A 26,422-nucleotide genomic window follows, 5' to 3' on the forward strand; every position below is an offset into this window, starting at 1 on the left:
TTTCGAAAATATGATAAACTTATAACGGGAAAAGGAGGATAAAAGCATGACAGTTCAACAATTTATAGACTATGTGAAGAAGATGCAACATTATGAGGAAGCACTCAATGTGATTTATTGGGATATGCGGACAGGTGCACCCAAAAAAGGGCTAGCGCAACGTTCAGAGGTTATTGGCACATTGTCAGCCTCTTTATTTGATATGCAGACAAGTGAAGAATTAGGCGAGCTTTTATCTGCTTTAGAAACACAAAAAGCGGATCTTGACTATGTAACACTTCGTTTAGTGGAAGAAGTAAGAAAGAATTACGATCAAAACAAAAAAATCCCAGCAGATGAATATAAAGAATACGTGATTCTTCAATCAAAATCGGAAACGGCTTGGGAAGAAGCAAAGGCAACTAATAATTTCGCCCTTTTCTTACCATATTTAGAAGAAATCATTCAATGGCAGAAAAGATTCATTCACTATTGGGGCATAAAAAACGGATCTCCGTACAATACATTACTCGATTTATATGAACCAGATATGACGACAGATGTCTTAGATCAAGTGTTTGGCGACTTACGTCAATCAATTGTGACACTTGTCCAGAAAATTGCCGATTCATCGAATAAGCCAAATACAGATATGTTATTTAAGCATTTCCCAAGGGAAGCACAGCGTGAGCTATCATTAGAAATGCTAACGCAGCTTGGGTATGATTTTGAGGCAGGACGCTTGGATGAAAGTGTGCACCCTTTCATGATTGGCCTTAATCATGGTGATGCTCGTATTACAACGAAATATGATGAAAATGACTTCCGTTCAGCTATTTTTGGCACTATTCATGAGTGCGGTCACGCGATGTACGAGCAAAACATTGATGAAAAACTTGCAGGTCTGCCATTAGCTACTGGGACATCGATGGGTATTCATGAATCACAATCATTATTTTATGAAAACTTTGTCGGCAGAAATGAAAAATTCTGGGAGCATAACTACGAGCGCCTTCAACACTTCTCACCAGCCCAATTTGGCGATGTTGCATTAGACGAATTTTTACGTGCCATCAATATGGTAGAACCATCATTTATTCGCATTGAAGCAGATGAGTTAACATATCCACTACATATTATGATTCGCTATGAAATTGAACGTGACCTATTCAACGGCGATCTTCAAGCAAAAGATCTTCCACAAGTATGGAATGATAAATACGAGGAATACTTGGGCATTCGTCCTGAGACAGATGCAAAAGGGGTACTACAAGATATGCACTGGTCAGGGGGCATGTTTGGATACTTCCCATCTTATGCTTTAGGGATGATTTATGCAGCACAATGGAAGCACGCAATGGATAAAGATCTTCCAAACTTTGATGAACTGTTAGAAAAGGGAGAGCTTCTACCAATTCGAGAGTGGCTAACAGAGAAAGTACATCAATATGGTGCACTGAAAAAGCCGTTCGAGCTACTTCATGAGGCGACAGGGGAAGGCTTAAATGCCAAGTATCTTGCAAACTACTTACAAGAAAAATATACAAAGCTATATCAGCTATAAAAAACAAGCGATTTCTCATTATAGAGAAATCGCTTGTTGCTTTACCAAAGCTTAAAGCCTTTTGAGTCAGCTGGGGAATTGGAAATAATTCATAAGATTGGCATTTTGCAAGCGGATGGGACAAAATTACAATTTAAGATTTAAAGTAATTCACATGTTTCATTATTATTCTTTATAAAATATGCAACATTATAACGAATTATTTTTAAGCTGAACTATTTTGTTCAACATTCGGGCCAGATTGTGGAATAAAATCATTTTGTGCAATGTTACCAAACAAGGATTTAGTAGCTTATTTCACATAAATGATAGACTGTTTAAAAAATTTCCATTAATATGTTATTTTTAATGAAATTAAATCTAATTTGTGGTGAATTTATATGTTATTAAAGCCAAATAAACTCCAGCAAGGAGATTATATCGCCACAATAAGTCCTTCTTGGGGAGGTGCTGGAGAACCAGAATTAAAATGGCGTTATGAACAAGGCGTAAAAAGACTTGAAGAGGTTTTTGGACTGAAAGTTATAGCAATGCCAAATAGCTTGAAAGGTGCAGATTATCTAGACAAAAATCCAAAAGCACGTGCAGAGGACTTAATGATGGCTTTTAAGGACCCCAAGATTAAAGCTATTATTGCAAATATTGGTGGTGATGATAGTGTTCGTTTACTCCATTACATTGATTTTGAGGTTATAACTAAAAATCCTAAAATTTTAATGGGTTACTCAGATGTAACGATTGTTCATTTATTTTGTTTGAAGGCGGGTATATCTTCATTTTATGGACCAGCAATTTTAACCGATTTTGCTGAAAACGTTGAAATGCACTCATATACCGTTCAATCTATTCAGAAAACGCTATTTTCTAATGAAGTAATAGGTGAAATTGTTCCTTCTGTAGAATGGACAAGTGAGCATTTAGAATGGATAGAATCAAATAAAAATCAAAAACGCACAATGCAGCCTAATAAAGGATACGAATTGCTGCAAGGTAAAGGTATAGTGCAGGGACGTTTAATAGGAGGGTGCATTGAAGTACTAGAGTTTGCTAAAGGTACCGTGCTATGGCCTGAAGAAAAATACTGGGAAAATTGCATCCTTTTCTTTGAAACATCTGAAGATCAACCAGAGCCTAACCTACTTAGATATTGGTTGAGAAACTACGGTGTACAAGGTATTTTACAAAAAGCAAACGGAATTATATTTGGTAAACCACAAGATGAAAAGTATTGCGAAGAATATAAAGAAGAGATTTTAAAAGTGATGAAAGAATTTAACTTGGAGGATACACCAATTCTATACAATATGAACTTTGGACATACCGAACCAAAATTCATTTTACCTCTTGGTGCATTAGCAGAAATTAATTGTAATACAAGCTCTTTTACTATTTTAGAAAACGCTGTACTGTAAGATGTTAGCGGCTTTTTGGGACAAATAAGGATATTCAATAATCGGGCGCTTTTCTTGTATAAGGAAAGTGCTTTTTCAATTTAAGGGCAAGGTTAGAACAAAGAAAAAATATTGACTTGTTACTGTTAATGACAGTATACTGTCATTAACAGTGATATTGTATCATTAAAAAATTTGAGGGGTGTATCTTTTATGAAGCATACAGGGAGACATACAGGAGCATTTCTTTTGCTGTTTTTAACAGAGGGAGATAACTATGGAGGAAAACTTCTACAAAAATGTGAGGAGGAGCTTCCCATCAACCCAATTGATAGTGCGATATTATATCGCACGCTAAAAAAATTAGAGGAAGAAGGCGCTGTTGAATCTTATTTGAATATATCTGAGCAAGACAAACCGATAAGGATGTACAAAATTACTACTATTGGTAAAAGAAAATTAGAAGAATTTCATCTAGATATTGAAGAAAAATTGAAAAATTTAGCTTTTTTCCTAGATAAATTTGAGAAATGGAAGGTTCAAGATAATGGTTAGTGGCTTAGTTCTCTATTCGATAGCCTCTATATATTTGGGAATTTCCTTCATAAAAGACAAATACAAAACAAAAACAGCATTATTTAAATCATGGACAATGTTTCGAAATGTTTTGCCAGATTTATTAGCGATTATGCTATTTATTGGTCTAGCATTATCTTTATTGACACCATCCCTTATTTCTTCCATTATTGGGGGGAATTCAGGTTTCCTAGGTATCATCTATTCCACGATTATTGGCTCAATTGCTTTAGTTCCAAGCTTTATTGTCTTTCCTCTCGGACATACATTAGTTCAGAATGGAGCTGCCCTTCCGCAAGTTGCCGTATTAATGTCGACATTGATGTCTGTAGGACTTGTTACTTTAACTATGGAGCAAAAGATTTTTGGAAGAAGTTTTGCTTATGCTCGAAATATTTCTTCCATAATAATGTCTCTTCTATTTGCATTAATTATTTGGGTAGTGATGACATGATGAAGCTAAAAAGATATCGTTTCTTTTTCATTTTATTATTAGGATTATTTCTTCTTACATTTATGAATCAAGCAATTGCTATAAAAACCGTTCAGTTAACTGGTAAAAGTATTTTGGATATGTTATTTCTGCTACCTCCTATATTTATATTAGTTGGATTATTAGATCAATGGGTAACGAAAGAAACACTTATTAGTTATATGGGTGAAAAATCAGGTATATATGGAGTCCTCTTCACTCTATTATTAGCAACGGTAGCAGCAGGCCCTCTTTATATAGCCTTTCCAATAGCAATATTATTATTGAAAAAAGGAGCTAGTGTGCGCTATATAGTATTTTTCTTAGGGGCTTGGTCGACAGTGAAATTGCCGGTTCTGTTGTATGAATTCACATCATTTGGTCTTAAATTCACACTTATTCATATTTGTTTTGGTCTCGTGTTTTACTATTTAACAGGAATTCTTTTTGAAAAATTATACAGCCAAGAAAAATTACTAAAGGATAATGCAACCATGGAGATATAGATTTAAGTCATTAAAACTTTTAACCCCTCAATTTCTAATTTATAATGTTATGAATACGTTATTCAACAATCGGGCGCTTTTATGAATCATGTTGCGAGGTGATATTTGGATTGGGGATTAATATTTTGATGTATACAATGGTCTTTTTAGGACAATTAATTAGCGTCAGTTTAATATTAGCTATTTTTACTTCTGTTTTTGTTAAGAGCAGGAAGCAAGGTCTTGTATTTTTAACAATCTATATATTACTAAATACATACTCTCTAATTATTGGATTTAAATTTTCGTTAGTAATGGGGAGTGGTATGTTGATTATATATATTTGCTTAGGTATATTAACTTACTTTGTTATTAAAAAGAAACTTTCAAACCTCTTTTTGGATTAATCAAATATAGAGGTCTATTTTGACAGCAGGAGACAAGATAACTGTCTTGATATTCAACAATCGGGCGCGTTTCTCTAAGAAATGCGCCTTATGGGAATTTAACCCAAATTTCCTAAGTTAAATGATGAGAAAATAATTAGTTCAGGGGGAATATAATGTTCATTAGGAGAGCAAAAATAGAAGATTGCAATTTTTTAACCAACTTGGCTTATAAATCAAAAGCTTACTGGGGATATACAGAAGATTTTCTACAACAATGTAAAGATGATTTGACTGTAACTAAAGAATACATAGAAGAAAATCCCGTTTATTTAATGGAGAGTGATAACAAGATAGTAGCTTTCTATAGCTTTACAATTAGTGAACGGAAATTAGATGCATTGTTCATAGATCCTAATTATATCGGTAAAGGATTAGGGAGAATGATTTGGGACCATTTACTAAATAAAGCAGAAGAGTTAGGAATAAACGAATTTACTCTTGATAGCGAACCTAATGCTGAAGGTTTTTATTTAAAAATGGGAGCAGAGTGCATTGGCTCTACTCCTTCTTCGGTGTTCCCAAATCGTCATCTTCCTCTAATGAAAGTTAAAGTGTTTTAAAATGCATTAATTAGATTAATTACGGAATTTAAACAAGAAGTGTGTTAGATGACTATATTTATTTTTAATCATTATCACTAAATGTGTAAACGGCTTGAGTTCTTTAGAATTATGGGTACAAGCCGTTTTTTATTTCGACTGTCAACTTGATGGGGTGCAATTGTGAAATGATGATTTTAGTCCTTCAAAATCACAGGTTGAAAGTTTTCTTGAACTAAATGGGTGCTTTAGTTTAACAAGTAAAAAACAATGAACACTAACTTGATCTTCAACAATCGGGCGCGATTCTGTAATAAGGATTAGCGCTCCATCTCATTATAGGGCCAGTTTAATTGAATAAGAGATGTTGAACAAAAAACCCGAATAGCTACACTTTTTTAGTGTCCACTATTTGGGCAAGTTCGGTTTTTTATTTACTGAATAGCTGAGATTAAAACTTCAATTATGTAGTCTGAATCATTTACATTGCATGTAAATACATATACGGGCTGATAATAACCTTTTGTATCATAAGTATATGTTAGACGAACATTCGTTATCGTTAATGTATCACCTTTTTGTAAAGGATTGTATGTGCTAAACTCTCCGTTTACCATTACATTATATGCTTGCTGTTGTGAAATTAATTGCTTTTTCGCAACCATTTCATTGTCACTGATGTCAAATAATATGTCGGGTACTTGCTGATTAAAAAGACTAATCATAACCAGACCTTTAGAGAAATCTTCACATGTGGATTGTAAATTCTCTGGTTCAGCTAAATCCCAACGAATTGTACGTTCATCTTGCTGCTGATAGATAGCGTTATTAGGTAATAATCCTTCACTTTTTAACCAATTTTCTAAAAGTTTCTTTTTCTGTTTAATATCAACTTTTAGGGGGTCATCATTTATATTATCGAATGATAAGGACCAAGAACCATTTGACATGAAATAAGTTAAATAATAGTTACTGCCTTCATCGTCTTGAAATGTAAATATACGATTATCCACTTCAATCCGTATGCCACCTTGTTGTTTCAAATTAAATTGTTTAGCAATGGATTGGGCGATTAATTTTCCTTTTTTTATATCATTCACATCTTTATTGTAATAAACACATGCGTTAGGTGATTTATTGGAAAGTTCAGTTTCCAGTTGCATCTGTATGTGTTCCATATTTTGTTTTTGTGCAGGTTTAAATGGCAGATTCCCAAATTCTTGAGCGTTATATACCACATTTGCTACGCCAAATAACGTAATAAAAACTACTGGAATAGAAATAGCTTTCACAATCGGTATAAATGTTAATTTTCGTTGTTCGGTCCAAAAAATGAATACCATCACGATAAAGTACCCTGCTAAACTCCCAATGGTATTATGCAAAAGGTCGTCTAATTCAAAAATCCCTTTACCTGTAATCAATTGGGAAATTTCAATACAAGACGTGAAAGCAATTGATATGACGAGTACACGCCAAAATGATTTGTTTTTATGATGAATCAACGGTAATAGTACGCCTAACGGTACAAACATTAACATATTAAAGATGATTAATTGATATTCAGTCAGTGACCACTTGTTCCATGCATTTACATAACTAGTGAATAGACTGAAATTAATCTGATCTGTATATTTTGCCCCTCTACTGAGAGTAGTGATTCCAAATACTACAATGAACCAACAAATAAGTAAAGTGATGAGAACAAATTTAGAAAGACGTATTGGATATTTCCCCTGATAAAATTTTCTATATATAAAGTATCCAATTATCAAGATTGTGATGATAAAAATAGAATATTTTACATACGGTAAAAGACCCGATACTATACTAATCAAATCCATTGTAACGTAACCTCCTTAATAATTTGCCTTGTTCATTGTAGCAAGAAAATCTTAAGGTTCTTTAAGTATAAAACTTAAGATTTTATGAAGTATGTAAGTATGTTTAGTTATTAAGTATTTAATAATGACTGTTTTCAATAAGATGGTTGTTATTCGGCTAACGGGTGCTTATCTTCAATAAGGTACTCAACAATCGGGCGCTTTCCTGGAAACAAGGAAAGTACCTTTTTGATTAATTAGAGTTCGGAACTATCAATATTTTTTTAGTTTGTTGAATATCCTTGTATGTCAATACAATCTATTATTGCGATTTTTGGGGGATATTGATATGAACGAATTTAATACAGATAGATTAAAAGAATATTTAATACGATCAGGAGACCACTTAAAGCCTTCTAGTTTAGGGCAGAATTAGAGATAGAACATCTAAGGGAAGCTTGTCAAACAACGATGGAGAAAGCACTATTTGAGTTTATGTATTCAACCGGCTGCCGTATTGGTGAAGTTGTAATATTAAATCGAGAAGATATCGATTTTCAATCGAATTCAGTAATTGTACAAGGGAAAGGTGATAAAGAAAGGGGAAGTGTACTTTAATACCCGCTGTTCTATTTGGTTAAAAAGGTATTTAGATGAAAGAGAGGATAAGGAACCTCGTTTGTTTATTACGGACAGACGGCCGAAAAGGCGAATGAGCATTGATAATTTAAGATATATTATCAAGCGCATATCAAATCGTGCTAGTATAAAAGAGTATACATCCGCATCAATTACGACACAGCATGCAACGCATATGATTAATAACGGTGCGCCAATTGATGTCATTCAAAGTTTACTAGGTCATGAAAAGAGTGAGACTACAAAGATACGCTCAGCTAAGCGGAAAGCTAAGACAGGATTTATACAGTAAATACTTTTAAAAAACTTTCATTCAATTAAGACACTCATGTAGAAATGGGTGTTTTTTATATTATAGGGCCAGGAATAACAACTTTTTATGAAAGATTACCAAAAGAAGGTTTGGGAACAATTTAATTACAATTTATGTCTATATTGAAAAAGGGAGGTGTCATTATGTGGTTAATATTAGGTCTTATTGCTATAGTAGCTACTTGTATAAATCTTTTTATGTATGGGACAGGTAAAGATTATAAATTGGCAATGGCATTGGGGTTATCATTTACAGCATTGACACTTTGTGCAGAACATAGCCTTGTATCTAATTGGATAATAGGTGAAGATTGGTCGGCTTTAAGGGAAGTACCTAATATGAATAAAGCGTTTTGGTTTCTGACAATTGTTTCTATCTTACTAAATATAGCACCTATACTTTTAGAACTTAAAAATAAAAAATAATTTAAATATACTAACATATACAAAATAACGTACCCAAACGCAATTTTGGAAACACACTTAAAAAACATAAAATGAAAACTAGTTATTCTATTAAAGGGCAATTTTCTTAAGCAATGCATTGTTATGGAGCAAAGAAATTGTGAAGATTTTCACTTAAACTAAAGGAACAAGGTAATTTCAATAAGGGTTTGCGGATCAAAACAATAGGAAGCGACAGTGGAAGGCTTAAATGCTAAGTACCTAGCAGGCTATTTACAAGAAAAGTATACAAATTTATCTGCTTTAAGATATAAAAAGGCGATTTCTCGTTGCAGAGAAATCGCCTTTTTCATGAAGAGATGTTTACCACAATTGATAGCCTTTAGAGCCAGCTGGTGAGTTTGAAATAATATCGATAATTGGTACTGTGTAAGCAAATAAAATTAAGGCTACTAAAATAACAAGCCATACTTTGAAATTTTCTAAAATGGCTGGTGTTGGACCGCTAAGTGCATGTACATCCCCTACAGGGAATTCTTCTTCACCTTTAGGCGCAAACCAAGCCAATTTCACCACAATGTATAGGATGACTAGAATGGCGATAAAGAGAATTGTTCCACCAACAGCTTGTGCGATTTGATATGGAATCCAATCATATGCCTGTGAAGCACCACCATATTCTGAGTAATCTGAGCGACGAGGCGCACCGATTAGTCCGGCAATATGCATAGCAGAAGACATAATGGTCATACCTGTAGCCCATAGGATACCAGCGAAATTACTAAGATTATTTAAAGATTTCGTTAACGTACGGCCAGTTAAATGTGGAATTAACCAGAAGGCCGCACCGAAGTAAGTTAAAACGACTGCTGTAGCAATGGTTAAGTGGAAATGGCCCGTTACCCAAATGGTATTATGGATTAATTGGTTCATTTGATAGGAGGCATTGACGATCCCGCCAGCACCACCAGGAATAAACGCCACCATACCGATAAATGGCACGAAGAAACGAGCATCTTTCCACGGTAATTTTTTAAACCAGCCGAACAGTCCTTTACCACCTAATTCACGACCACGTAATTCGAACATCGCAAACATCGAGAAGGCGGTCATAAGAGAAGGAACAATGACAGCGAATGTTAAAACAACTTGAATGAATTTCCAAGTCCCATCAATACCAGGCTCTGTTAACTGATGGTGAATCCCAACAGGTACAGAGAAAATTAAGAACAGCATAAAGGAAAGTCTTGCTAGAGAATCTGAGAAAATTTTCCCGCCAATTACTTTTGGAATAACGACGTACCAAACCATATACGCTGGTAGTAGCCAGAAGTATACAAGTGCATGACCGAAATACCAGAAAAGGGTACGGGATAATGCAACATCGACACGTTCAACTAAACCTAATGACCATGGCAACAGCTGAATTAAGACAGAAGCTGCTACACCAAGCGTTGCGACAAACCACATTAAATTATTGACAACCACCATAAACGATAATAAAGGACTGCGTTGTCCACTACCTTTATTTTCTTTGCGCCACTGTGCATAACGTAAAATTTGACCCGCGCCGCCAACCCAAGAACCAACCACGACTAATGTCAGGCCTAAATAGAAAATCCAATGCGCTTTTAGTGGTGCATAGAATGTATAAAGAACCGTTGCTTTATTCAATAAAACCATTGTTGCAGCAGCAGCTGTACCGATTGTCATTAACCAGAAACCGATCCATCCAAGTCTGCGCTGTCCATTTGTGAAAGTACCAGAAGTACGACTAACACTAGCGATTTGGAAGCCATAAATAAAGAATGTAGTTAAAATAAGACCAAGTAATACGCCGTGTACTGTTAATACTTGATAATAGCCAATGCCAGCTGGTAATGTAAATTGTCCAGAACGTACAAATACTTGTAATAAACCTGCTAGACCACCTAATAATAAAGCGATGAATGCCACGTAAATATGTGCCATGGCTAGCTTTGCATCGCGTCGATCTACTTTTGTCATTGAATTAGTGTGACTCATTTGAATCCACCACCTTTAGCATAGAGTGCATCATCGTATGTCCTGTACCACAATACTCATTACATACGATTAAAAACTCGCCTACCTTATTTACTTCTGTTACATATTCCGAAATATAGCCAGGCTCAAGCATCATGTTGATATTTGTACCTGCCACCTCAAAACCGTGCATAACATCCTCACTTGTTGCAATGAATTTCACCTTAGCACCAAGTGGTACCTCAATTTGTGGAGGATTATAATTAAATGCTGAGGCTACGACTACTACCTCATAATCCCAATCCTTTCCCTCTACTTTATGGACACCTGGATTATCAAAAGGTGCTGTCTCTTTTACTTTCTCGTAATCTAGTGTTTTTTTCCCATTGTTCGGATGGGAGCCTTGGTGAAATGCCCCGATACCGAGAATGATGAGGAATGCTACTAAAGTAGCAACTCCGAACACAAGCCAATACTTCTCATACTTATGTATGTGCATATGTTTCTGTCCCTTCTTCGTAAATTAAAACCGTCCAATGAATAAATCGAAGCAGTACACCCAAAGTAAAATGATGATAATGCCTACTCCAAAAACTGCATAGAGTGAACCTTTTAAATTCTCATCTGACTTCTTTTTGTTTGCCATTTTTGCTCCTCCTACGCTTTTTATTGTGGTGTTTCTTACTGACATCATATAAAAATCCATTTGATTTTGATGTGAAAAAAATCACACATCTAGAGGGTTTATGTGAAGAAAGTGTGAAGAATTGGGAAGAGAAAAAGACAAGCCATCTCAAAAGTCATTGAGATGGCTTGTCCGTTTATTGTATTTTGCTTAATTTTAGTAAAAACTATAGATTGGAAGGAGAGTGGGGGATTCCACAGACAAAAAACTAACTTGCAAATAACGAATATACATAAATGCAATAGGCTTCTGCATACAATGTCTTATTTGAAATAGATTCTAAGTTTCTATTCTTCTTCCTCAATCGTTAGTAGAACTGTTAGTGCACCAACACTTGGAACCGAGACTGGGAGAGCAAATGCTTTTTCAAAGCCGTATAATTTTGTGTTGCCCACCATCACCGTTGGCGGAGTGATATCAATTTCTAAGCTTTCTTGCCCAACAGCTGTACATAAATTTCCTGCAATCATGTTACCAAATTCCCCAGTAAAGGATTCTAGCATTTCTCCCTCCAAAGGCATACCGAACATAGTACTACCAATACCGCTAAAGACTTCAGGAGAGGAATCAATAATCACACGCCCCTTTACATCCCCAATTAAGCCAATTAAAACGCCCATTTGTTGCTGTTGAAAGGGTTCAGAAATAATACTAGGCGACTTTACTTCTATGTCCATAGGAAGAATGGATTTTAAAGCGTGAATTGTCCCATTTAAAATAGTTTGAAAGTACTTCGAATTACTCATCATTACCGCATCCTTTTTCCGACTTTTCTACATCTTACCATGTAGAAAGGGTAAGATGAAAGTATGTCTTGACGAATTAACAGGAAATTTATAATATATTATTGAGAATGATTTTCAAATTCAGTGTAATGGTCTGAAAGCCTAATGAAAAAGATATTATTTAATATGAAAAGGAGCGGTCAGCAATGACATTCGTATTGATAGGAGCAGCTGTAGTGATTTATATTGGAGTTGGAAAATACGTCATGAAACAGGCGACTGCGCATTTAAAATAAGATTACTTTTAAAAGAGTATGGAGCAAAAGCGCTTCATACTCTTTTTGCTTTTTTTATGGAAGAGAAGAATTTGTTTTTTCTGAATTTTATTGTAAAATGAAGCCAATCCTTTTAGGTTATACATACATAAAGAAATCAGGTGACGAAACATGACAAAACTATTAGTAACAGGGTTTGAGCCATTTCTTGATTATAAGATCAACCCAACAATGCAAATTGTAGAAAATTTAGATGGAGAGAAGATAGGTGACTATACAATTGTTGGACGTATTTTGTCAGTAGATTTTCAGCAATCGGCACAACAATTCAAGCAATATATAGACGAGGTAAAGCCTCAAATTATTATTTCATTAGGTTTAGCGGGGGGCAGGTTTAAAATCACGCCAGAGCGCATTGCTATTAATGTGAAAGATGGGGAGCCTGATAATAACGGCTACACACCCGTTGACGAGAGTATTCAGGAAGAGGGCGCTGATGCTTTTTTAACAAATTTACCGATTCGTAATATGGTAAATCGATTACAAGCAGAGGGATATCCAGCCGAAATCTCCAATACAGCAGGTACATATTTATGCAATAACATAATGTATGAAGGGCTTGTTTATGCACAGCATCATCAAGGTGTTCGCGCTGGCTTTATTCATATTCCTGCATCCTTCGATTTGGCTATACAACATGGTAAAATTCCGGGGTGGAATAGCCAGGATTTACTTGATGCTGTGAAGCTTTGTATAGAGGAGACTGTACGTGCAGACGATCATTGATTTTCCACATTCGATGTGGATTAGTCAGCAGACCATACGTTTTGCATTCCATGAGGAAATATCACACGCCAACTTTCATGCTGTACAAGCATTCAATCGTTTTCTAACTAAACAATTACGGCACAATCTAATAGAAAGCGTAGCAAGTTATCATACAGTTACAGCCTATGTCAAACAGCAAGTAGATGTGGACCTTTTAAGAAGGCAATGGCTTGAGATGCAAGTGTCCACAGCTATTGCTGATGGGACGAATAGGCTTTTAAAAATACCCGTTTGCTATGATGAGGAATTTGCCTTAGATAGACAGCGCGTCATGGATTATACAGGCTTATCATTTGAGGACATTAAACGGCTACACATGTCCAAAAGCTATTATGTTTATTTAATTGGTTTTTTGCCTGGTTTTCCTTACCTAGGAGAGCTTGATGCAAAACTGTTTGTGCCACGCTTAAAGAATCCAAGGGCATCTGTTTCTGCGAGTTCCGTTGGCGTGGGAGGTGGACAAACAGGAATCTATCCCGTTGATTCACCGGGTGGCTGGAATATTATCGGTAAAACGCCGTTCGATCTATTTGATGCGAATGGGAAGGAACCGTTTCTATTCGAACTAGGTGATGAAGTTCAATTTTATGAAATTACCAAACAACAATTTTGGGAAATGAAAAGCAAAGGAGTGTAGCGATTGAAGCCACTTCTGCTCGTAACAAAACAAGGTGTTTATGGTAGCTTACAAGACAAGGGACGGTATGGCTATCGGGCATTTGGTATTCCGTTATCTGGACCGATGGATAACGTATCATTTCATGCAGCCCAGTTAATCTTACATCATTTTCATGACCAAACATCTTTTGAAATGTTTGTAGGTGGATTTGAATTTGAGGCACTGGCAGATAGCATCTATGTTTTAACTGGTGGATGTTGCACATGTTTGGTCAATAGTTCGCCAATCGAAATGTGGAAGACTTTCCATTTAACAAAGGGTGATCGACTTGCGATTAAGAATGTGAGTCAAGGTTCCATTGTTTACCTGACACCACTCGGAGGATTTCATTCAGAATATGAGCTTGGTAGTAGCTCATACCTACCACTTGGCAACCTAGGTACAGCGATTTCGAAAGGGAGTATTTTGTATGGGCAAGTCGCATCTCCATTAAAAATGAATAGAGGCCTTTATGCCCCATATCGTCCGACTTTTGCCAGCTCCATTACAGTGAGAATGTTTAAAGGACCCCATTTCGAGTTATTTACCGAGGAGAGTCAACGCCTTTTTCTTCAAAATCCTTTTCAATTTATCGGTGGTAATCGTATGGGCTATTACATAAAGGGGCCTACCCTGCAACTTCAAAATATGCAAGATATCCTTTCAGAAGCCACCCAGTTTGGCACCATCCAAGTGCCCCAAAGTGGTAATCCCATTATTTTAATGGCAGATGCTCAAACGGTAGGAGGCTATCCTATTATTGCGACGATCCATGAAGATGATTTACATAAAGTGGCTCAAATGCGTATGTTTAACACAATCAAGTTTGTACTGGAGGAATGATGCCAATGGATTTTAATTGCGATATAGGCGAAAGTTTCGAAGCTTTTATATCAGGAAAAGATGAAGAAATAATTGACTATGTAACCTCTATCAATATTGCATGTGGCTATCATGCAGGAGATCATACAATTATGCATCAAATGATTCGCAGTGCTCTTCGTAAAAATGTCCATATTGGTGCACATCCGGGCTACCCTGATCGTGAGGGATTTGGACGCCGAAATATGGATTTAAGTCCAGCTGAAATATACGATTTGACGGTCTATCAAATTGGCGCATTGCAAGCATTTGTGCAAATTGAAAAAGGGATACTTCATCATGTGAAGCCGCATGGAGCACTTTATAATCAATGTGCAAATGATCGGGAAAAAGCAATAGCCGTTATCGATGCCGTGTACGATTTCAATCCACAACTTATTTTATATTGTTTATCTGGTAGCCAAATGGCGAAAATCGCAAGGGAAAAGGGACTATCAGTATATGAGGAAGTCTTTTCTGATCGTCGTTATAATGATGATGGTACATTAGTAAACAGACAAGAACCAAATGCCTTAATTCAAACAGAAGAAGAAATGCTGGTACATGTAAAAGGTATTTTGACGGCAAATGAAGTTTTATCAGTACAATCAAAAAAAATACAAGTGGCTGCGAATACCTTATGTATTCATGGAGATGGCCCACATGCCCTGAGCTATGCTAAAAAAATTGCTGCGCTCAGGAGGCAATTAGAACAAATGTGAAAAAAGGATGCCTTAATGTTGTTTAAGGCATCCTTTTTATTTAAATCGTTGTTACTAATTCGACTGCTTCAAGCACAATTGGTGTTCCAGCAGAAAGCGAAGCCGTAACAGTATTGAATGTTATTTCAGTTGCAGAAACTGTATACGCATCACCTTCCTGTAGAACGCCATTGATATATAAATTATAGTAACCATTCGCGACTACAGGAAATGCAGTTGCAGCTGTGCCGCTATCATCTAAAAATGTTGTAGCAGCGACTGTTGTGCCGTCTGTAATAGCTTGAGGTGCAACTAAGACGTTAAAAAATCTTGTAGAAGTACCAGTTACATTGACATGAATATTAATGATGGAAAGTGCCACCTGATTCACCTCCTTTCGTGTTGCTTATTTTGTTGTGAAGCCTAGTGATTCAATGATGATGGGCGTTCCTCTATACAATGTAGCATTGTAGGGATCAATCGTGAGTGATGCAGGAGTTACCGTATAAATGCCGCCTTCTTGCATAACGGCATTAATATAAAGATTGATATAACCGTTGGGCGAAAAAATTGTAAATTCAGTAATGGGGTCGGCATTGTCATTCCAAAAGAGGGTCGCTGGAAGTGTAGCCCCATTTGTTAAATCAAGATCCGCTGTGACAATATAAAAATATCGATGGATGGTCGGAATAATGGCTCCTTCTGGGACTACTTCAGAAGGAGGAACAACGGGCACTCCGTTTGTTGCTTTTATACGGGGCCAGATAAATCGATTCTCGCAGTTACAAGGACAATCTTTTTCAACGTGCTGATGATTCTTAGGATTCACCATGTGCTATCACACTCTTTTCTAAAAAATAGTCTTGCCCCGAATAGGTTCACTATAAAATATGAAGAAAATATCATTCTATCTAGTTGAGCATCTTTCATTTAACGAGTATTATTTCAGACAATCGAAGCGTACTAGCTAGGAGGAAGCGTTGGCATACATGCCTTTTACCGTAAATTAGTGTTATACTTTGCTAGTTGAATAAGGTAGAATACTAATTATGAATAATTAACGAAAAAGGGGTTACTGGTTTCATGAAAGATTTTGAACAACAATTGGAGGGGCTTTTAAAGCAAGCTTCTTTGCAATACATAATCTATCAGCATAATGGTGATACGGAGCGTATGGATAAAACATCACTTTTTGCTCGGAAGATTCAACAAAAAGAGTATGTGATTGGCTTTGCAGGCCATTTCTCTGCAGGGAAGTCAAGTATGATTAATGCGCTGTCTGGCGAAAATTTACTAGCTTCTAGTCCGATTCCTACAAGTGCTAACATCGTAAAAGTGCATAAATCTGAGGAAGACTATGCAATCGTCTATATGCGCAATGAAAAGCCTGTTAAATTTGAGGCTGGCTATGATTTTAAAACGGTAAAAGAGCTAAGTAAAAATGGAGACTTAGTGTCACAAATTGAAATTGGCCACAGTACTTCTACACTCCCTGAAGGTGTAACCGTGATGGATACGCCAGGGGTAGACTCAACAGATGATGCACACCGTATGTCAACTGAATCAGCACTCCATATTGCCGATATCGTATTTTATACAATGGACTATAACCATGTGCAGTCAGAGCTGAATTTCCAATTTACAAAGCAGTTAATGAAATATAATCCAAACGTTTATTTAATTGTCAATATGATTGATAAGCATAAAGACAATGAATTAAGCTTTGAGGACTTTAAAGCTACTGTTCATAATTCCTTTACTGCATGGGGAGTTGTACCGAAAGGTGTATTCTTCACTTCTTTAAGAGAGCCAGAACATCCACATAATGATTTTGAGGCGGTCAAGAAAATTGTTATGGATAGTATGAATGATTGGCAGGAGCAGCTTGTACAAACAGCAACGAATACATTGCGTTTATTGCAAAGTGAGCATGACAATTATTTAATGGAAGAAAAAGAGGATCGTTTAGCTATTGATGAAGACATCTTAAGTGCAGATGACTGGGCACACCATCAAGATATTTTAGAGCAATACAATAAATTAAATCGTCAGGTTGAATTATTCTCAGTAGAAGCTTGGAATGAAACGTTTGAAGAGCAGCGTAAGGAATTACTTGCGAATGCTGCTATTATGCCAGCTGATTTACGTGACCGTTTACGTCTGTATTTAGAAAGTATGCAGGAGGGCTTTAAAGTAGGGGGACTCTTTACTGCCAAGAAAAAAACAGAGGAAGAGCGTAATCGTCGTAAAGAGGATGCATATAGTGCCTATCAAAATGTTGTTCATGCCCAAATCACAGGGCATCTAAAAGGGCTTATGAAAAAGGCCTTGAAGGATGTTGGCGCTTTAAATGAAGAACGGGCTTCAGCGATCGATGGCTATGAATTTGACTTACCTTTCTCATTGATCGAGCAGCAAGTTCAAACAGGCGCACTATTAACAGGTGATGCTGTATTAAACTTTGCTAACCGTGTCGCAGAGGCAACGAAGCGCTATTTCATCCAAGAAACAGATAGCTGGAAAAATGCCCAAGCGACAACGCTTGAAGCAGTGGCAACAGAAACGGCAGCACCTTCAAAACTAAAAATGGCTGCTATGCAGGATAAAGTGGATGCGATTAATGCTGTACTTGAAATCGAAGGCTATCAGCAATATAGTGCAAGCATTATGCATCAAGCAAGCAATGAAATCCGTAAAATTGCGAATCAACAGCTAACAAATTGGGAACATTCTTTTAAGCAAGATTTAGCCGATATTCGCTTGTTTGATGAGTCTATGCTGAAGCCGAAAGAAGTAGTGATCCAACAAGAAGAAGTTCAGCAGGCTGTTAGTGCAACGACTTTACCAATTGATGGTGTTATTCATCGTGCCCTTCATACGGCCAATGCTGTCAAAGAGGTTCAAGGCTTTGCAGAAGTTGCGCACTATCTTGAAAATAAAGTGGAACGATTACAGAAAAAAGATTTTACCATTGCTTTGTTTGGTGCATTTAGTGCCGGGAAATCATCCTTCTCGAATGCATTAATGGGCGCGAAGGTCTTACCAGTATCGCCAAACCCTACAACAGCAGCTATTAATAAAATTCGCCCTGTAACGCCTGAGCATCCACATGAAACGGCAGACGTACAGCTTAAAACAGCCGAGCAAATGTTAGAGGATATTCAAGGCTCTTATAAAGCAATCGGCTTGGCAGTATCTTCATTGGAAGAAGCATTTAACCGTGCGGATGAAGGACTTGCCGTACAGTTATCGGATGAGCGTTTAAATGTTCATAAATCATTTATTCGTGCTTACAAGGAAGGCTATCCAACTTTTAAATCTGAACTGGGAACAATTATCCGTGTGGACCGTGAAGAATTTGAAAAGTTTGTTGCGCAAGAAAATAAATCTTGCTTTGTTGACAATATTGATTTCTATTATGATAGCCCACTAACACGTATGGGTGTGACGCTAGTAGACACACCAGGAGCAGACTCTATTAACGCGCGTCATACAGGGGTAGCCTTTGAATATATACGTAATGCAGATGCCATCCTATTTATTACGTATTATAACCATGCCTTTGCCAAAGCTGATCGTGAGTTTTTAATTCAGCTTGGTCGTGTAAAGGATGCATTTGAGCTTGATAAAATGTTCTTTATTGTCAATGCGATTGATTTAGCAACAACTGAAGAAGAGCAAGAAGATGTAAAAGGCTATGTTCGTTCAGAGTTACAACGCTTTGGTATTCGTTTCCCTCGCTTGTACGGGGTTTCCAGCCTATTAGCGTTAAAAGAAAAAGTAGAAGATGCTGATTTAGCATCAGGGATGCCACCGTTTGAAAACGACTTCCATACATTCTTAAATGATGAGTTGAGTGCACTAGCCGTACAGGCACTTGCAGAAGAAGTTGATAAAACAGAGCAGCGCCTGGCAGATTTAATTGCCCAAACGGAGGAAAACTTAAAACGTAAAGATGAGCGTTTAGAGGAACTAACAACACTTGAACAACATATTCAAACGAAGTTCAGTGCGCTTAATACAAGTATGTTAGAAAGTGAAACGAAGCAAGAGCTTGATGAGCTTTTGTATTATGTTCTACAACGTGTCTATTATCGTTATCCAGAATTCTTTAAGGAAGGATACAATCCGTCGACATTTGCAGCGATGCCAGCACAGCAAGCATTGGAGCATGCATTGAAGGAAGTCATGCAAAGTTTACGTTTTGATTTCACACAGGAAATGCGTGTTACTAATTTCCGTTTATCACAGTTTATTAGTAAAAAAATGCAACAACGCTTTAAAGATGAAGTACGCGAGCTCAAAGAATTAAATCGAAGCTTCTCGTTCTTATCATTCGAATCTTCAGAGCCGAATTTATTGGATTTTGAAGGACCATTCGCGGATATCTCAAAATATGCGAGCGTAAAATCTCACTTCCGCAATCAAAAAGCATTCTTTGAAAAGAATGAAAAAATGAAGTTAAGTGAAGCGCTTGAAACATTAACAAAGCCAGATGCACAAGATTATTTAGATGCACAGAAAGTTTCCCTCATGACATGGGCGATTACGTTTATTGCAGAGGAAGCAGAAAAATTACGTTTATATATTTATCATCAAGCGCTTGAACAAATTGAAACAGAAAGATTGGCACTACAGGAAGAGAGCCGTTTAGCTTCCTGGAAAGCAATTTACGCACAATTACAATACGCATGAGGTGATTGATATGGGAAAAGTATTCAAATCAGTGGATGAAATTCAGTTTGATGGGGTTCGCTTTATAGATGCTCGTTTCGATCTTCAGAATAAAGAGGCAGGGAAAAAAGCATTTGAAGAAGGCCATGCAACAGGGGCGGTTCATATTGATTTAGAACAACAGCTATCAGATATGGACAGTAAAGAAGGCCGACACCCAATGCCGAGCAAGGAAAAATTAGCGTCCGTCTTTCAAGAATTAGGCTTAAGCTATGATGATCAAATTGTTGTCTATGATCAAGGAGCAGCTCCATTTGCTCCACGTGCATGGTGGATGCTAACTTATGCAGGTTTCCCAAATGTTGTGATTGTAAACGGCGGTGCACCTGCACTCGAGTCGAAAATTCCGTTCACCAAGGATATTATTAAATACCCACCAACGATCATCGATTTTGTTTGGAAGGATGAGCTTTATGCACCACGGCAAGCCGTAAAGGCTATAGTTGATGGTGAAGTGCAGGCTACTTTGCTCGATGCACGTGCAGCGGAGCGCTACCGAGGAGAAATAGAGCCATTAGATCAAGTAGCAGGACATATTCCCACAGCCAAAAACTTCGATTGGGAGCAGCTGAAGGTAGATGGACAATTAAAAGCGAACGACGCATTACGTCAAAAAGTTGCGCGTGACGAACAAGTGGTTGTCTACTGTGGCAGCGGTGTAACAGCATCCCCACTCTATGCTGTTTTGGCAGATGAAGGTTATGAAAACATCCAATTATACGTAGGCAGCTTTAGTGACTGGATTACACAATACGATGTGGAAAAAGGTACGAATGAATAAAAGGAAACGCTCACCTCGGTGGGCGTTTTTTTTTATGGGATAGAGAAGCTTTTGGTGAATAGCACACTCCAATTGAAGGATAGAACAGAAAAAGTGGAGGAAAGGGCGTCTGGATTAATGGGGAAGAATAACGGAAGTGGATAGAAAGCTCAAATTGAAGGATAGAACAGAAAAAGTAGTGGATAGGATTCCGGAAGTGGTGAATAGAGCAGAAAAAGTGGAGGATAAGGCGTCTGGATTAATGGGGAAGAATAACGGAAGTGGATAGAACACTCCAATTGAAGGATAGAATTGAAAAAGTAGTGGATAGGATGCCTAAAGTGATGGATAGAACAGAAAAAGTGGAGGATTGGGCACCAGGAGTAATAGGAAAGAATAGAGAAATGGATAGAACATTCAAATTGAAGGATAGAACAGAAAAAGTAGTGGATAGGATGCCCAAAGTGATGGATAGAGAAGAAAAAGTGGAAGAAAGGGCCTGGAGTAATAGGAAAGAATAGAGGAAGTGGATAGAACACTCAATTTGAAGGATAGAAAAGAAAAAGTAGTGGATAGGATGCCTAAAGTGATGGATAGAACAGAAAAAGTGGAGGATAGGGCACCAGGAGTAATAGGAAAGAATAGAGAAATGGATAGAACATTCAAATTGAAGGATAGAAAAGAAAAAGTAGTGGATAGGATTCCGGAAGTGGTGGATAGAGCAGAAAAAGTGGAGGATAAGGCGTCTGGATTAATGGGGAAGAATAACGGAAGTGGATAAAACATTCAAATTGAAGGATAGAAAAGAAAAAGTAGTGGATAGGATGCCTAAAGTGATGGATAGAACAGAAAAAGTGGAGGATAGGGCACCTGGAGTAATAGGAAAGAATAGAGGAAATGGATAGCCAGCTCAAATTGAAGGATAGAAAAGAAAAAGTAGTGGATAGGATGCCCGAAGTGGTGGATAGAACAGAAAAAGTGGAGGATAGGGCACCTGGAGTAATAGGAAAGAATAGAGAAATGGATAGAACATTCAAATTGAAGGATAGAAAAGAAAAAGTAGTGGATAGGATGCCCGAAGTGGTGGATAGAGAAGAAAAAGTGGAGGATAGGGCACCAGGAGTAATAGGAAAGAATAGAGGAAATGGATAGAACACTCAATTTGAAGGATAGAAAAGAAAAAGTAGTGGATAGGATGCCGGAAGTGGTGGATAGAACAGAAAAAGTGGAGGATAAGGCACCTGGAGTAATAGGAAAGAATAGAGGGAGTGGATAGAACACTCAAATTGAAGGATAGAACAGAAAAAGTAGTGAATCACACCGCACTGAAATGAGGAATAGCAAAGAATATTTTATTACTAAATAAAGTAATTTTTACTATTTTGGGGTTTAATGGTATTATATAGAGTATTTCAGAGGGGGCAATGAATGGGCTTAAATAGTATGTATTATTGCATTGCTATGCTACTTATAGCCATCACGATTTCAATGATGATAATAGCAATTCGTAAAGGTGTCAGTAAGCTAAGTGTAATAATGTTTGGCTTGATTATGGTTCTGCTGCTTAGTAATAGTGCGGTATATGTGCATAAGCAGTTGGCTAACCCTATGATTGTTCCGCTTGTTTACGATTTTTATAGTGATAATGACACGCATGATTTTGCAATACATTATATAACAAATAAAAGTGATTATCGTAAAGTTGAATATTTACAGGCTGGCGATGTTACATTATGGACAACGAGTACTGGAGACCAGAGAAAGGGTGGCTACTTTTATTATTCTAGTGATGTGGTGAATGAAACTGCCCATCAATTTATGCGTGCCGCTTATTTTAGTGCCAATACAACGGAAATCCAAAAGCTACTTCAAACGAAGAAGGTATACTTAGTCCTAAACGATGGTGAAAAATTAGCTACTTCCTTATCTTTAAAATGGGATGATTCTAATCAAAGAACGGTTCGTTCAATTCGTGTATCTGGTAGTAGCAATGGGGAACATTCGGCATCATTTGAATCTCCGCAGGATACGCAAATTGATGCAGTCAATATACCTGCATGCCTAAAGAGGCATACTAAATTGCTAGAATTGAGAGTGAATGAAGTGGCCTATACAGAGAAGGATTTCCCTATTTCCGTGAAGAAAGGGCAAATTGTCTATGTTTCCTTTCAAACCGAAGATTCTGGAATAGATATTCATGCCAAAGTAAGTGTAAGTGGATCGGATGCGATATGGCCAGTATGGATCGATAAAAAAGCTGTATTAGATATTCAAAAAATAAAAGAGGAGCGCCAGCGTTATGATTGTGATGGATGAAAAGTACCGACATTTAGAGTTCTTAAAATGGCTTTCGATTGCCCTTTGCTTGAAACTGGTGCTATTGAATATCGTTCCCTTTGCTTTTTACATTCAACAATTTTTGTTTTATAGTGCGTTATTTAAAAGTTTATCTTATTTTAAAGGGAAAACATTGGCGAAAAATTTGATCTTCATCGATATCGGATTACTCTTTGTTAATCTCTTGCCAATAAATATCGTTATAAGTACCTGGCAGTTAGTGATAACAGTGATCGTTGAAATATTTATTATTTTAGAGTTTGGTAAAATAGTAGCGGAAATTGAACGACAATATAAAGCACTTCAAACTACATCTCGTATTTTGACGATATATCAGTGGCTTGTTTTAGGGGTAGCTGCAGGATGGACTTTTATCATGAATGTGGATTACTTCTCCATGATTATATTTGTAAGTATTGGTGCGATCTTGTTGTTTATTGCCAATGTACGTTTACTGTTTCATCTTCAACGAATCAGAAAATCCATTAAATTTACCATGAAATCTAGAATTCCCTTAAAATGACTCACCATTCATTTTATGCTACACTCTTGAAAAGGGGGAAAATGGATGTTTACACGTGAGACGAGCATTGAGATTCATCACAATGGTCATGTGCAAAGTGCGCAGGGGAAAGTAGCTATACAAGGGTTCGGGATGAGTGTTTACAGTTTTTTTGTGGATGGATTACTCATTGATACAGGCTCTAATTCATTGGCACAGGAGTTTCAATCTTTTTTTAGTCCTCTATCAATCGAGCAAATCGCATTGACACATTCTCATGAAGATCATGCGGGAAATGTTGCTTGGCTTCAGCAGCAAAAAGATGTACCAATCTATCTTCACCGTGATTCTCTTACTCGTTGTGAAACAGTGGGAGATTATCCTATGTATCGTCAAGCATTATGGGGGGAGCGTCCAGCATTTGTTGCTCAGCCGCTTGGTGCTACATTGCAAACAAAGACAACAGTTTGGGATGTCATTGAAACACCTGGTCACACAACGGATCATGTAGCCTTTTATAATCGTGAAACGGGTGCAATGTTTACGGGTGATTTATATGTTCAAAGCAAAACAAAGGTTGTACTTGACGAGGAAAATATTGTACATACCTTAGCGTCCTTAAAAAAATTATTAAACTATGATTTTAAAGAGGTATTTTGCTGTCATGCAGGGTATCTGCCGAATGGTCGAGTAAAAATAATGGAGAAAATTGCGTATATTGAACAACTAGAAGATAAAGTACGACAACTTTATAAGCAAGGATATTCCGTAGAAGACATGACGAGAAGTATCTTCCCACGAGATTATCCAATTACCAAAGTATCTGGTGAGCAATGGTCGTCCAAGCATATAATCACAGCTTTTATCAATCAATTCATGCATGAGTCCTTACTATAGGGGCTCTTTTTTTGTTGCTTTATATAAAAGAATTGAAGTTATAATAAATAAGATTGTGAAAAAATGTGAATAAATTGTGACAAAACCAATTGTAATGATGGATACGCTTACATAAGTTTGTGAAAAACTTCTCTTTTACACAAGAAAAATACTATGTGAAAAGTTGAACAGGCAAAAAGGCTACAGTTGTACATTCTTCAGCGATTACTCTCTAGTTATTATTATTTAAAAATAATTGATTGTGAAATGTGTAATTTGACATAAAAATGTATTCTAAGTAGATAAAACAGCATTTATTAAAGATGAAATTAAATTGACAGAAAATTCGTTGACTATATTTTCACAAAGTATTATGATACTGAAATACAATAAAAACAAAGGGAAAAGGATGGGATGGAATGGACGTAATGAAAAAGGCATTAGAAATGCATGCGCATTATAGTGGGAAATTAGAGGTGACTTCAAAGGTTCCAGTACAAGATTCGTATGATCTGAGTTTGGCCTATTCACCTGGGGTGGCAGCGCCTTGTGTGGAAATTGAGAAAAATCCATCACTCGTGTATGACTATACAATGAAAGGGAATATGGTGGCAGTCGTGTCGGACGGTACGGCAGTTTTAGGGTTGGGGGATATCGGACCAAAAGCGGCATTACCAGTTATGGAAGGGAAGGCGATTTTACTAAAGCGTTTTGCCAATGTTGATGCTTTTCCAATATGTTTAGATACGAAGAATACGGATGAAATCGTCAGCATTGTGAAGGCGCTTGCTCCGACATTTGGTGCCGTGAACTTAGAGGATATCTCGGCTCCAAGATGCTTTGAAATTGAAGATCGCCTACGTCAGGAATGCGATATTCCCGTATTTCATGATGATCAGCATGGAACAGCAATCGTGGTAGGCGCAGCGATGATAAATGCGAATCGCATTGTGCAAAAGGATGTAGAAACGATGAAGGTTGTTATTAATGGAGCGGGTGCAGCAGGAATTGCTATTTTACGTATCCTTGTGCAAATGGGCTATAAAAATATTTATATGTGTGACACAAAAGGTATTATTTATGAGGGACGTACGGAAGGCATGAATCCGATAAAAGAAGCGGTTGCACATTTAACGAATCCAGATAAGCTTCATGGTACATTGGATGATGCGCTAATTGGTGCGGATGTCTTTATTGGTGTCTCTGTTGCGAATCTATTAACAGAGGCACATATTGCGTCCATGAATGCAAATCCAGTTGTTTTTGCCTTAGCTAATCCAAATCCTGAAATTACCTATGAAAATGCCAAAGCATGGGGTGTACGTGTTATGGGGACGGGACGTTCGGATTATCCGAATCAAATTAACAATGTGCTTGCATTCCCAGGTATATTCCGTGGTGCCTTAGATGTGCGAGCAACGGATATTAATGAAGCCATGAAGCTTGCGGCTGTGGAAGCAATCGCATCTCTTGTCAGTGACGAGGAGTTAACAGAGGAATACATTGTACCAAAGTCACTAGATGAACGTGTTGTGGCAATCGTCTCGAGGGCTGTGAGCGGTGCAGCTGTAGAATCTGGCGTTTCGGAGCTATTCCAACAAAGTGCAGCATTATCTGTTTAATAAAATAGAATAGGGAAATAGAGCAGATAGGGAAAAGTGAAGTGCTTTTCTCTATCTGTTTTTTATCAAATATGCTCGAAATTTGTTGTTATTTGGTGTTTTATGTAATAAAATGATTAAGTAAAATGGAATGTTTTACATAGTTGATTGAAGAAGAAGAAATACTTATTGATGACAGATTTAGATTGAAAAATAAGTCTTAAGTCCATTTAAAATTGAA

General features: G+C 37.0%; 30 protein-coding genes. 23 read left to right on the forward strand and 7 right to left on the reverse strand.

Annotated features, from left to right (window positions below; translation table 11 throughout):
- The first annotated feature begins 46 nt into the window (after nt 1–46).
- From OU989_RS07465 to OU989_RS07490, 6 genes are all read left to right on the forward strand, one after another.
- Entirely contained in the window at nt 47–1,543 is a 1,497-nt protein-coding gene (locus tag OU989_RS07465; protein ID WP_274796489.1) for a carboxypeptidase M32, read from the forward strand.
- 380 nt (nt 1,544–1,923) lie between these two features.
- Nucleotides 1,924–2,955, forward strand: a complete 1,032-nt coding sequence (locus tag OU989_RS07470) for a S66 family peptidase (RefSeq protein ID WP_274796490.1) — start codon at nt 1,924–1,926, stop codon at nt 2,953–2,955.
- Nucleotides 2,956–3,147: 192 nt separating this feature from the next.
- Nucleotides 3,148–3,489, forward strand: coding sequence for a PadR family transcriptional regulator (locus OU989_RS07475; RefSeq protein ID WP_274796491.1), 342 nt, complete (start codon nt 3,148–3,150; stop codon nt 3,487–3,489).
- On the forward strand, nt 3,482–3,964 hold the full coding sequence (locus OU989_RS07480) for a hypothetical protein (RefSeq protein WP_274796492.1): 483 nt from the start codon (nt 3,482–3,484) through the stop codon (nt 3,962–3,964). Before OU989_RS07475 ends, OU989_RS07480 begins: the two co-directional genes overlap by 8 nt.
- Nucleotides 3,961–4,488 carry a permease gene (locus tag OU989_RS07485; protein ID WP_274796493.1) on the forward strand — a complete coding sequence of 176 codons (528 nt, stop codon included), beginning with the start codon at nt 3,961–3,963 and terminating at the stop codon, nt 4,486–4,488. The genes OU989_RS07480 and OU989_RS07485 overlap by 4 nt, the downstream gene beginning before the upstream one ends.
- A 541-nt stretch (nt 4,489–5,029) precedes the next feature.
- Nucleotides 5,030–5,476: a GNAT family N-acetyltransferase gene (locus tag OU989_RS07490; RefSeq protein ID WP_274796494.1), complete on the forward strand. Its 447-nt coding sequence runs from the start codon at nt 5,030–5,032 to the stop codon at nt 5,474–5,476.
- A gap of 413 nt (nt 5,477–5,889) precedes the next feature.
- Here the strand turns inward: OU989_RS07490 and OU989_RS07495 are convergent, their stop codons facing one another.
- Nucleotides 5,890–7,299, reverse strand: a complete 1,410-nt coding sequence (locus tag OU989_RS07495; RefSeq protein WP_274796495.1) for a VanZ family protein — start codon at nt 7,297–7,299, stop codon at nt 5,890–5,892.
- Nucleotides 7,300–7,749: 450 nt separating this feature from the next.
- Between OU989_RS07495 and OU989_RS07500 the strand changes: the two genes are divergently transcribed.
- The 3 genes from OU989_RS07500 to OU989_RS07510 all read left to right on the forward strand — a co-directional run bounded on the left by OU989_RS07500 (nt 7,750) and on the right by OU989_RS07510 (nt 8,655).
- Nucleotides 7,750–7,896, forward strand: a complete 147-nt coding sequence (locus OU989_RS07500) for a tyrosine-type recombinase/integrase (protein WP_274796497.1) — start codon at nt 7,750–7,752, stop codon at nt 7,894–7,896.
- Nucleotides 7,886–8,209, forward strand: coding sequence for a tyrosine-type recombinase/integrase (locus OU989_RS07505; protein WP_274796499.1), 324 nt, complete (start codon nt 7,886–7,888; stop codon nt 8,207–8,209). Before OU989_RS07500 ends, OU989_RS07505 begins: the two co-directional genes overlap by 11 nt.
- 164 nt (nt 8,210–8,373) lie before the next feature.
- On the forward strand, nt 8,374–8,655 hold the full coding sequence (locus tag OU989_RS07510; RefSeq protein ID WP_274796501.1) for a hypothetical protein: 282 nt from the start codon (nt 8,374–8,376) through the stop codon (nt 8,653–8,655).
- 342 nt (nt 8,656–8,997) lie between these two features.
- Here the strand turns inward: OU989_RS07510 and OU989_RS07515 are convergent, their stop codons facing one another.
- From OU989_RS07515 to OU989_RS07530, 4 genes are all read right to left on the reverse strand, one after another.
- Entirely contained in the window at nt 8,998–10,659 is a 1,662-nt protein-coding gene (locus tag OU989_RS07515) for a b(o/a)3-type cytochrome-c oxidase subunit 1 (protein WP_274796502.1), read from the reverse strand.
- On the reverse strand, nt 10,646–11,137 hold the full coding sequence (locus tag OU989_RS07520; protein ID WP_036118325.1) for a cupredoxin domain-containing protein: 492 nt from the start codon (nt 11,135–11,137) through the stop codon (nt 10,646–10,648). Before OU989_RS07520 ends, OU989_RS07515 begins: the two co-directional genes overlap by 14 nt.
- A 24-nt stretch (nt 11,138–11,161) precedes the next feature.
- Nucleotides 11,162–11,284 (reverse strand): hypothetical protein, encoded by a 123-nt coding sequence (locus OU989_RS07525; RefSeq protein WP_009370491.1) that lies wholly within the window; start codon nt 11,282–11,284, stop codon nt 11,162–11,164.
- 326 nt (nt 11,285–11,610) lie between these two features.
- The gene (locus OU989_RS07530) at nt 11,611–12,069 is read right to left on the reverse strand and encodes a chemotaxis protein CheX (RefSeq protein ID WP_274797293.1); all 459 of its coding nucleotides are present in this window, start codon (nt 12,067–12,069) and stop codon (nt 11,611–11,613) included.
- 425 nt (nt 12,070–12,494) lie between these two features.
- Between OU989_RS07530 and OU989_RS07535 the strand changes: the two genes are divergently transcribed.
- The 4 genes from OU989_RS07535 to OU989_RS07550 are packed head-to-tail and all read left to right on the forward strand — an operon-like array spanning nt 12,495 to nt 15,392.
- Entirely contained in the window at nt 12,495–13,109 is a 615-nt protein-coding gene (locus OU989_RS07535; protein ID WP_274796504.1) for a pyroglutamyl-peptidase I, read from the forward strand.
- Nucleotides 13,093–13,788, forward strand: coding sequence for a 5-oxoprolinase subunit PxpB (gene pxpB / locus OU989_RS07540; protein ID WP_274796505.1), 696 nt, complete (start codon nt 13,093–13,095; stop codon nt 13,786–13,788). The genes OU989_RS07535 and pxpB overlap by 17 nt, the downstream gene beginning before the upstream one ends.
- Before the next feature lie 3 nt (nt 13,789–13,791).
- Nucleotides 13,792–14,652, forward strand: a complete 861-nt coding sequence (locus tag OU989_RS07545) for a 5-oxoprolinase subunit C family protein (protein ID WP_274796506.1) — start codon at nt 13,792–13,794, stop codon at nt 14,650–14,652.
- Nucleotides 14,649–15,392 (forward strand): 5-oxoprolinase subunit PxpA, encoded by a 744-nt coding sequence (locus OU989_RS07550; RefSeq protein ID WP_274796507.1) that lies wholly within the window; start codon nt 14,649–14,651, stop codon nt 15,390–15,392. Before OU989_RS07545 ends, OU989_RS07550 begins: the two co-directional genes overlap by 4 nt.
- 40 nt (nt 15,393–15,432) lie before the next feature.
- Here OU989_RS07550 and OU989_RS07555 read toward each other — a convergent pair whose 3' ends face one another.
- Nucleotides 15,433–15,753: a DUF4183 domain-containing protein gene (locus tag OU989_RS07555; protein ID WP_274796508.1), complete on the reverse strand. Its 321-nt coding sequence runs from the start codon at nt 15,751–15,753 to the stop codon at nt 15,433–15,435.
- A 24-nt stretch (nt 15,754–15,777) separates the two neighbouring features.
- The gene (locus OU989_RS07560; RefSeq protein WP_274796509.1) at nt 15,778–16,203 is read right to left on the reverse strand and encodes a DUF4183 domain-containing protein; all 426 of its coding nucleotides are present in this window, start codon (nt 16,201–16,203) and stop codon (nt 15,778–15,780) included.
- A gap of 251 nt (nt 16,204–16,454) precedes the next feature.
- Between OU989_RS07560 and OU989_RS07565 the strand changes: the two genes are divergently transcribed.
- The 10 genes from OU989_RS07565 (at nt 16,455) to OU989_RS07610 (ending at nt 26,202) form a co-directional block, all read left to right on the forward strand.
- The gene (locus OU989_RS07565) at nt 16,455–20,066 is read left to right on the forward strand and encodes a dynamin family protein (RefSeq protein WP_274796510.1); all 3,612 of its coding nucleotides are present in this window, start codon (nt 16,455–16,457) and stop codon (nt 20,064–20,066) included.
- A gap of 10 nt (nt 20,067–20,076) precedes the next feature.
- Nucleotides 20,077–20,886 (forward strand): sulfurtransferase, encoded by an 810-nt coding sequence (locus tag OU989_RS07570; RefSeq protein WP_274796511.1) that lies wholly within the window; start codon nt 20,077–20,079, stop codon nt 20,884–20,886.
- 136 nt (nt 20,887–21,022) lie between these two features.
- Nucleotides 21,023–21,154, forward strand: a complete 132-nt coding sequence (locus tag OU989_RS07575; protein WP_274796512.1) for a hypothetical protein — start codon at nt 21,023–21,025, stop codon at nt 21,152–21,154.
- The gene (locus OU989_RS07580; RefSeq protein ID WP_274796513.1) at nt 21,147–21,386 is read left to right on the forward strand and encodes a hypothetical protein; all 240 of its coding nucleotides are present in this window, start codon (nt 21,147–21,149) and stop codon (nt 21,384–21,386) included. Before OU989_RS07575 ends, OU989_RS07580 begins: the two co-directional genes overlap by 8 nt.
- Nucleotides 21,387–21,454: 68 nt before the next feature.
- Entirely contained in the window at nt 21,455–21,646 is a 192-nt protein-coding gene (locus OU989_RS07585; RefSeq protein ID WP_274796515.1) for a hypothetical protein, read from the forward strand.
- A gap of 116 nt (nt 21,647–21,762) precedes the next feature.
- Nucleotides 21,763–22,017 (forward strand): hypothetical protein, encoded by a 255-nt coding sequence (locus OU989_RS07590; protein WP_274796516.1) that lies wholly within the window; start codon nt 21,763–21,765, stop codon nt 22,015–22,017.
- A gap of 276 nt (nt 22,018–22,293) precedes the next feature.
- Nucleotides 22,294–23,181: a hypothetical protein gene (locus tag OU989_RS07595; protein ID WP_274796517.1), complete on the forward strand. Its 888-nt coding sequence runs from the start codon at nt 22,294–22,296 to the stop codon at nt 23,179–23,181.
- Entirely contained in the window at nt 23,165–23,725 is a 561-nt protein-coding gene (locus tag OU989_RS07600; RefSeq protein ID WP_274796518.1) for a hypothetical protein, read from the forward strand. Before OU989_RS07595 ends, OU989_RS07600 begins: the two co-directional genes overlap by 17 nt.
- Nucleotides 23,726–23,770: 45 nt before the next feature.
- Complete coding sequence (locus tag OU989_RS07605; RefSeq protein WP_274796519.1) at nt 23,771–24,601, forward strand: MBL fold metallo-hydrolase; 831 nt, start codon at nt 23,771–23,773, stop codon at nt 24,599–24,601.
- 398 nt (nt 24,602–24,999) lie between these two features.
- Nucleotides 25,000–26,202, forward strand: a complete 1,203-nt coding sequence (locus OU989_RS07610; RefSeq protein ID WP_274796520.1) for an NAD(P)-dependent malic enzyme — start codon at nt 25,000–25,002, stop codon at nt 26,200–26,202.
- Nucleotides 26,203–26,422: the final 220 nt, after the last annotated feature.

It is taken from the genome of Lysinibacillus irui (genome assembly GCF_028877475.1).
In the GTDB taxonomy this organism is placed as follows: domain Bacteria; phylum Bacillota; class Bacilli; order Bacillales_A; family Planococcaceae; genus Lysinibacillus; species Lysinibacillus irui.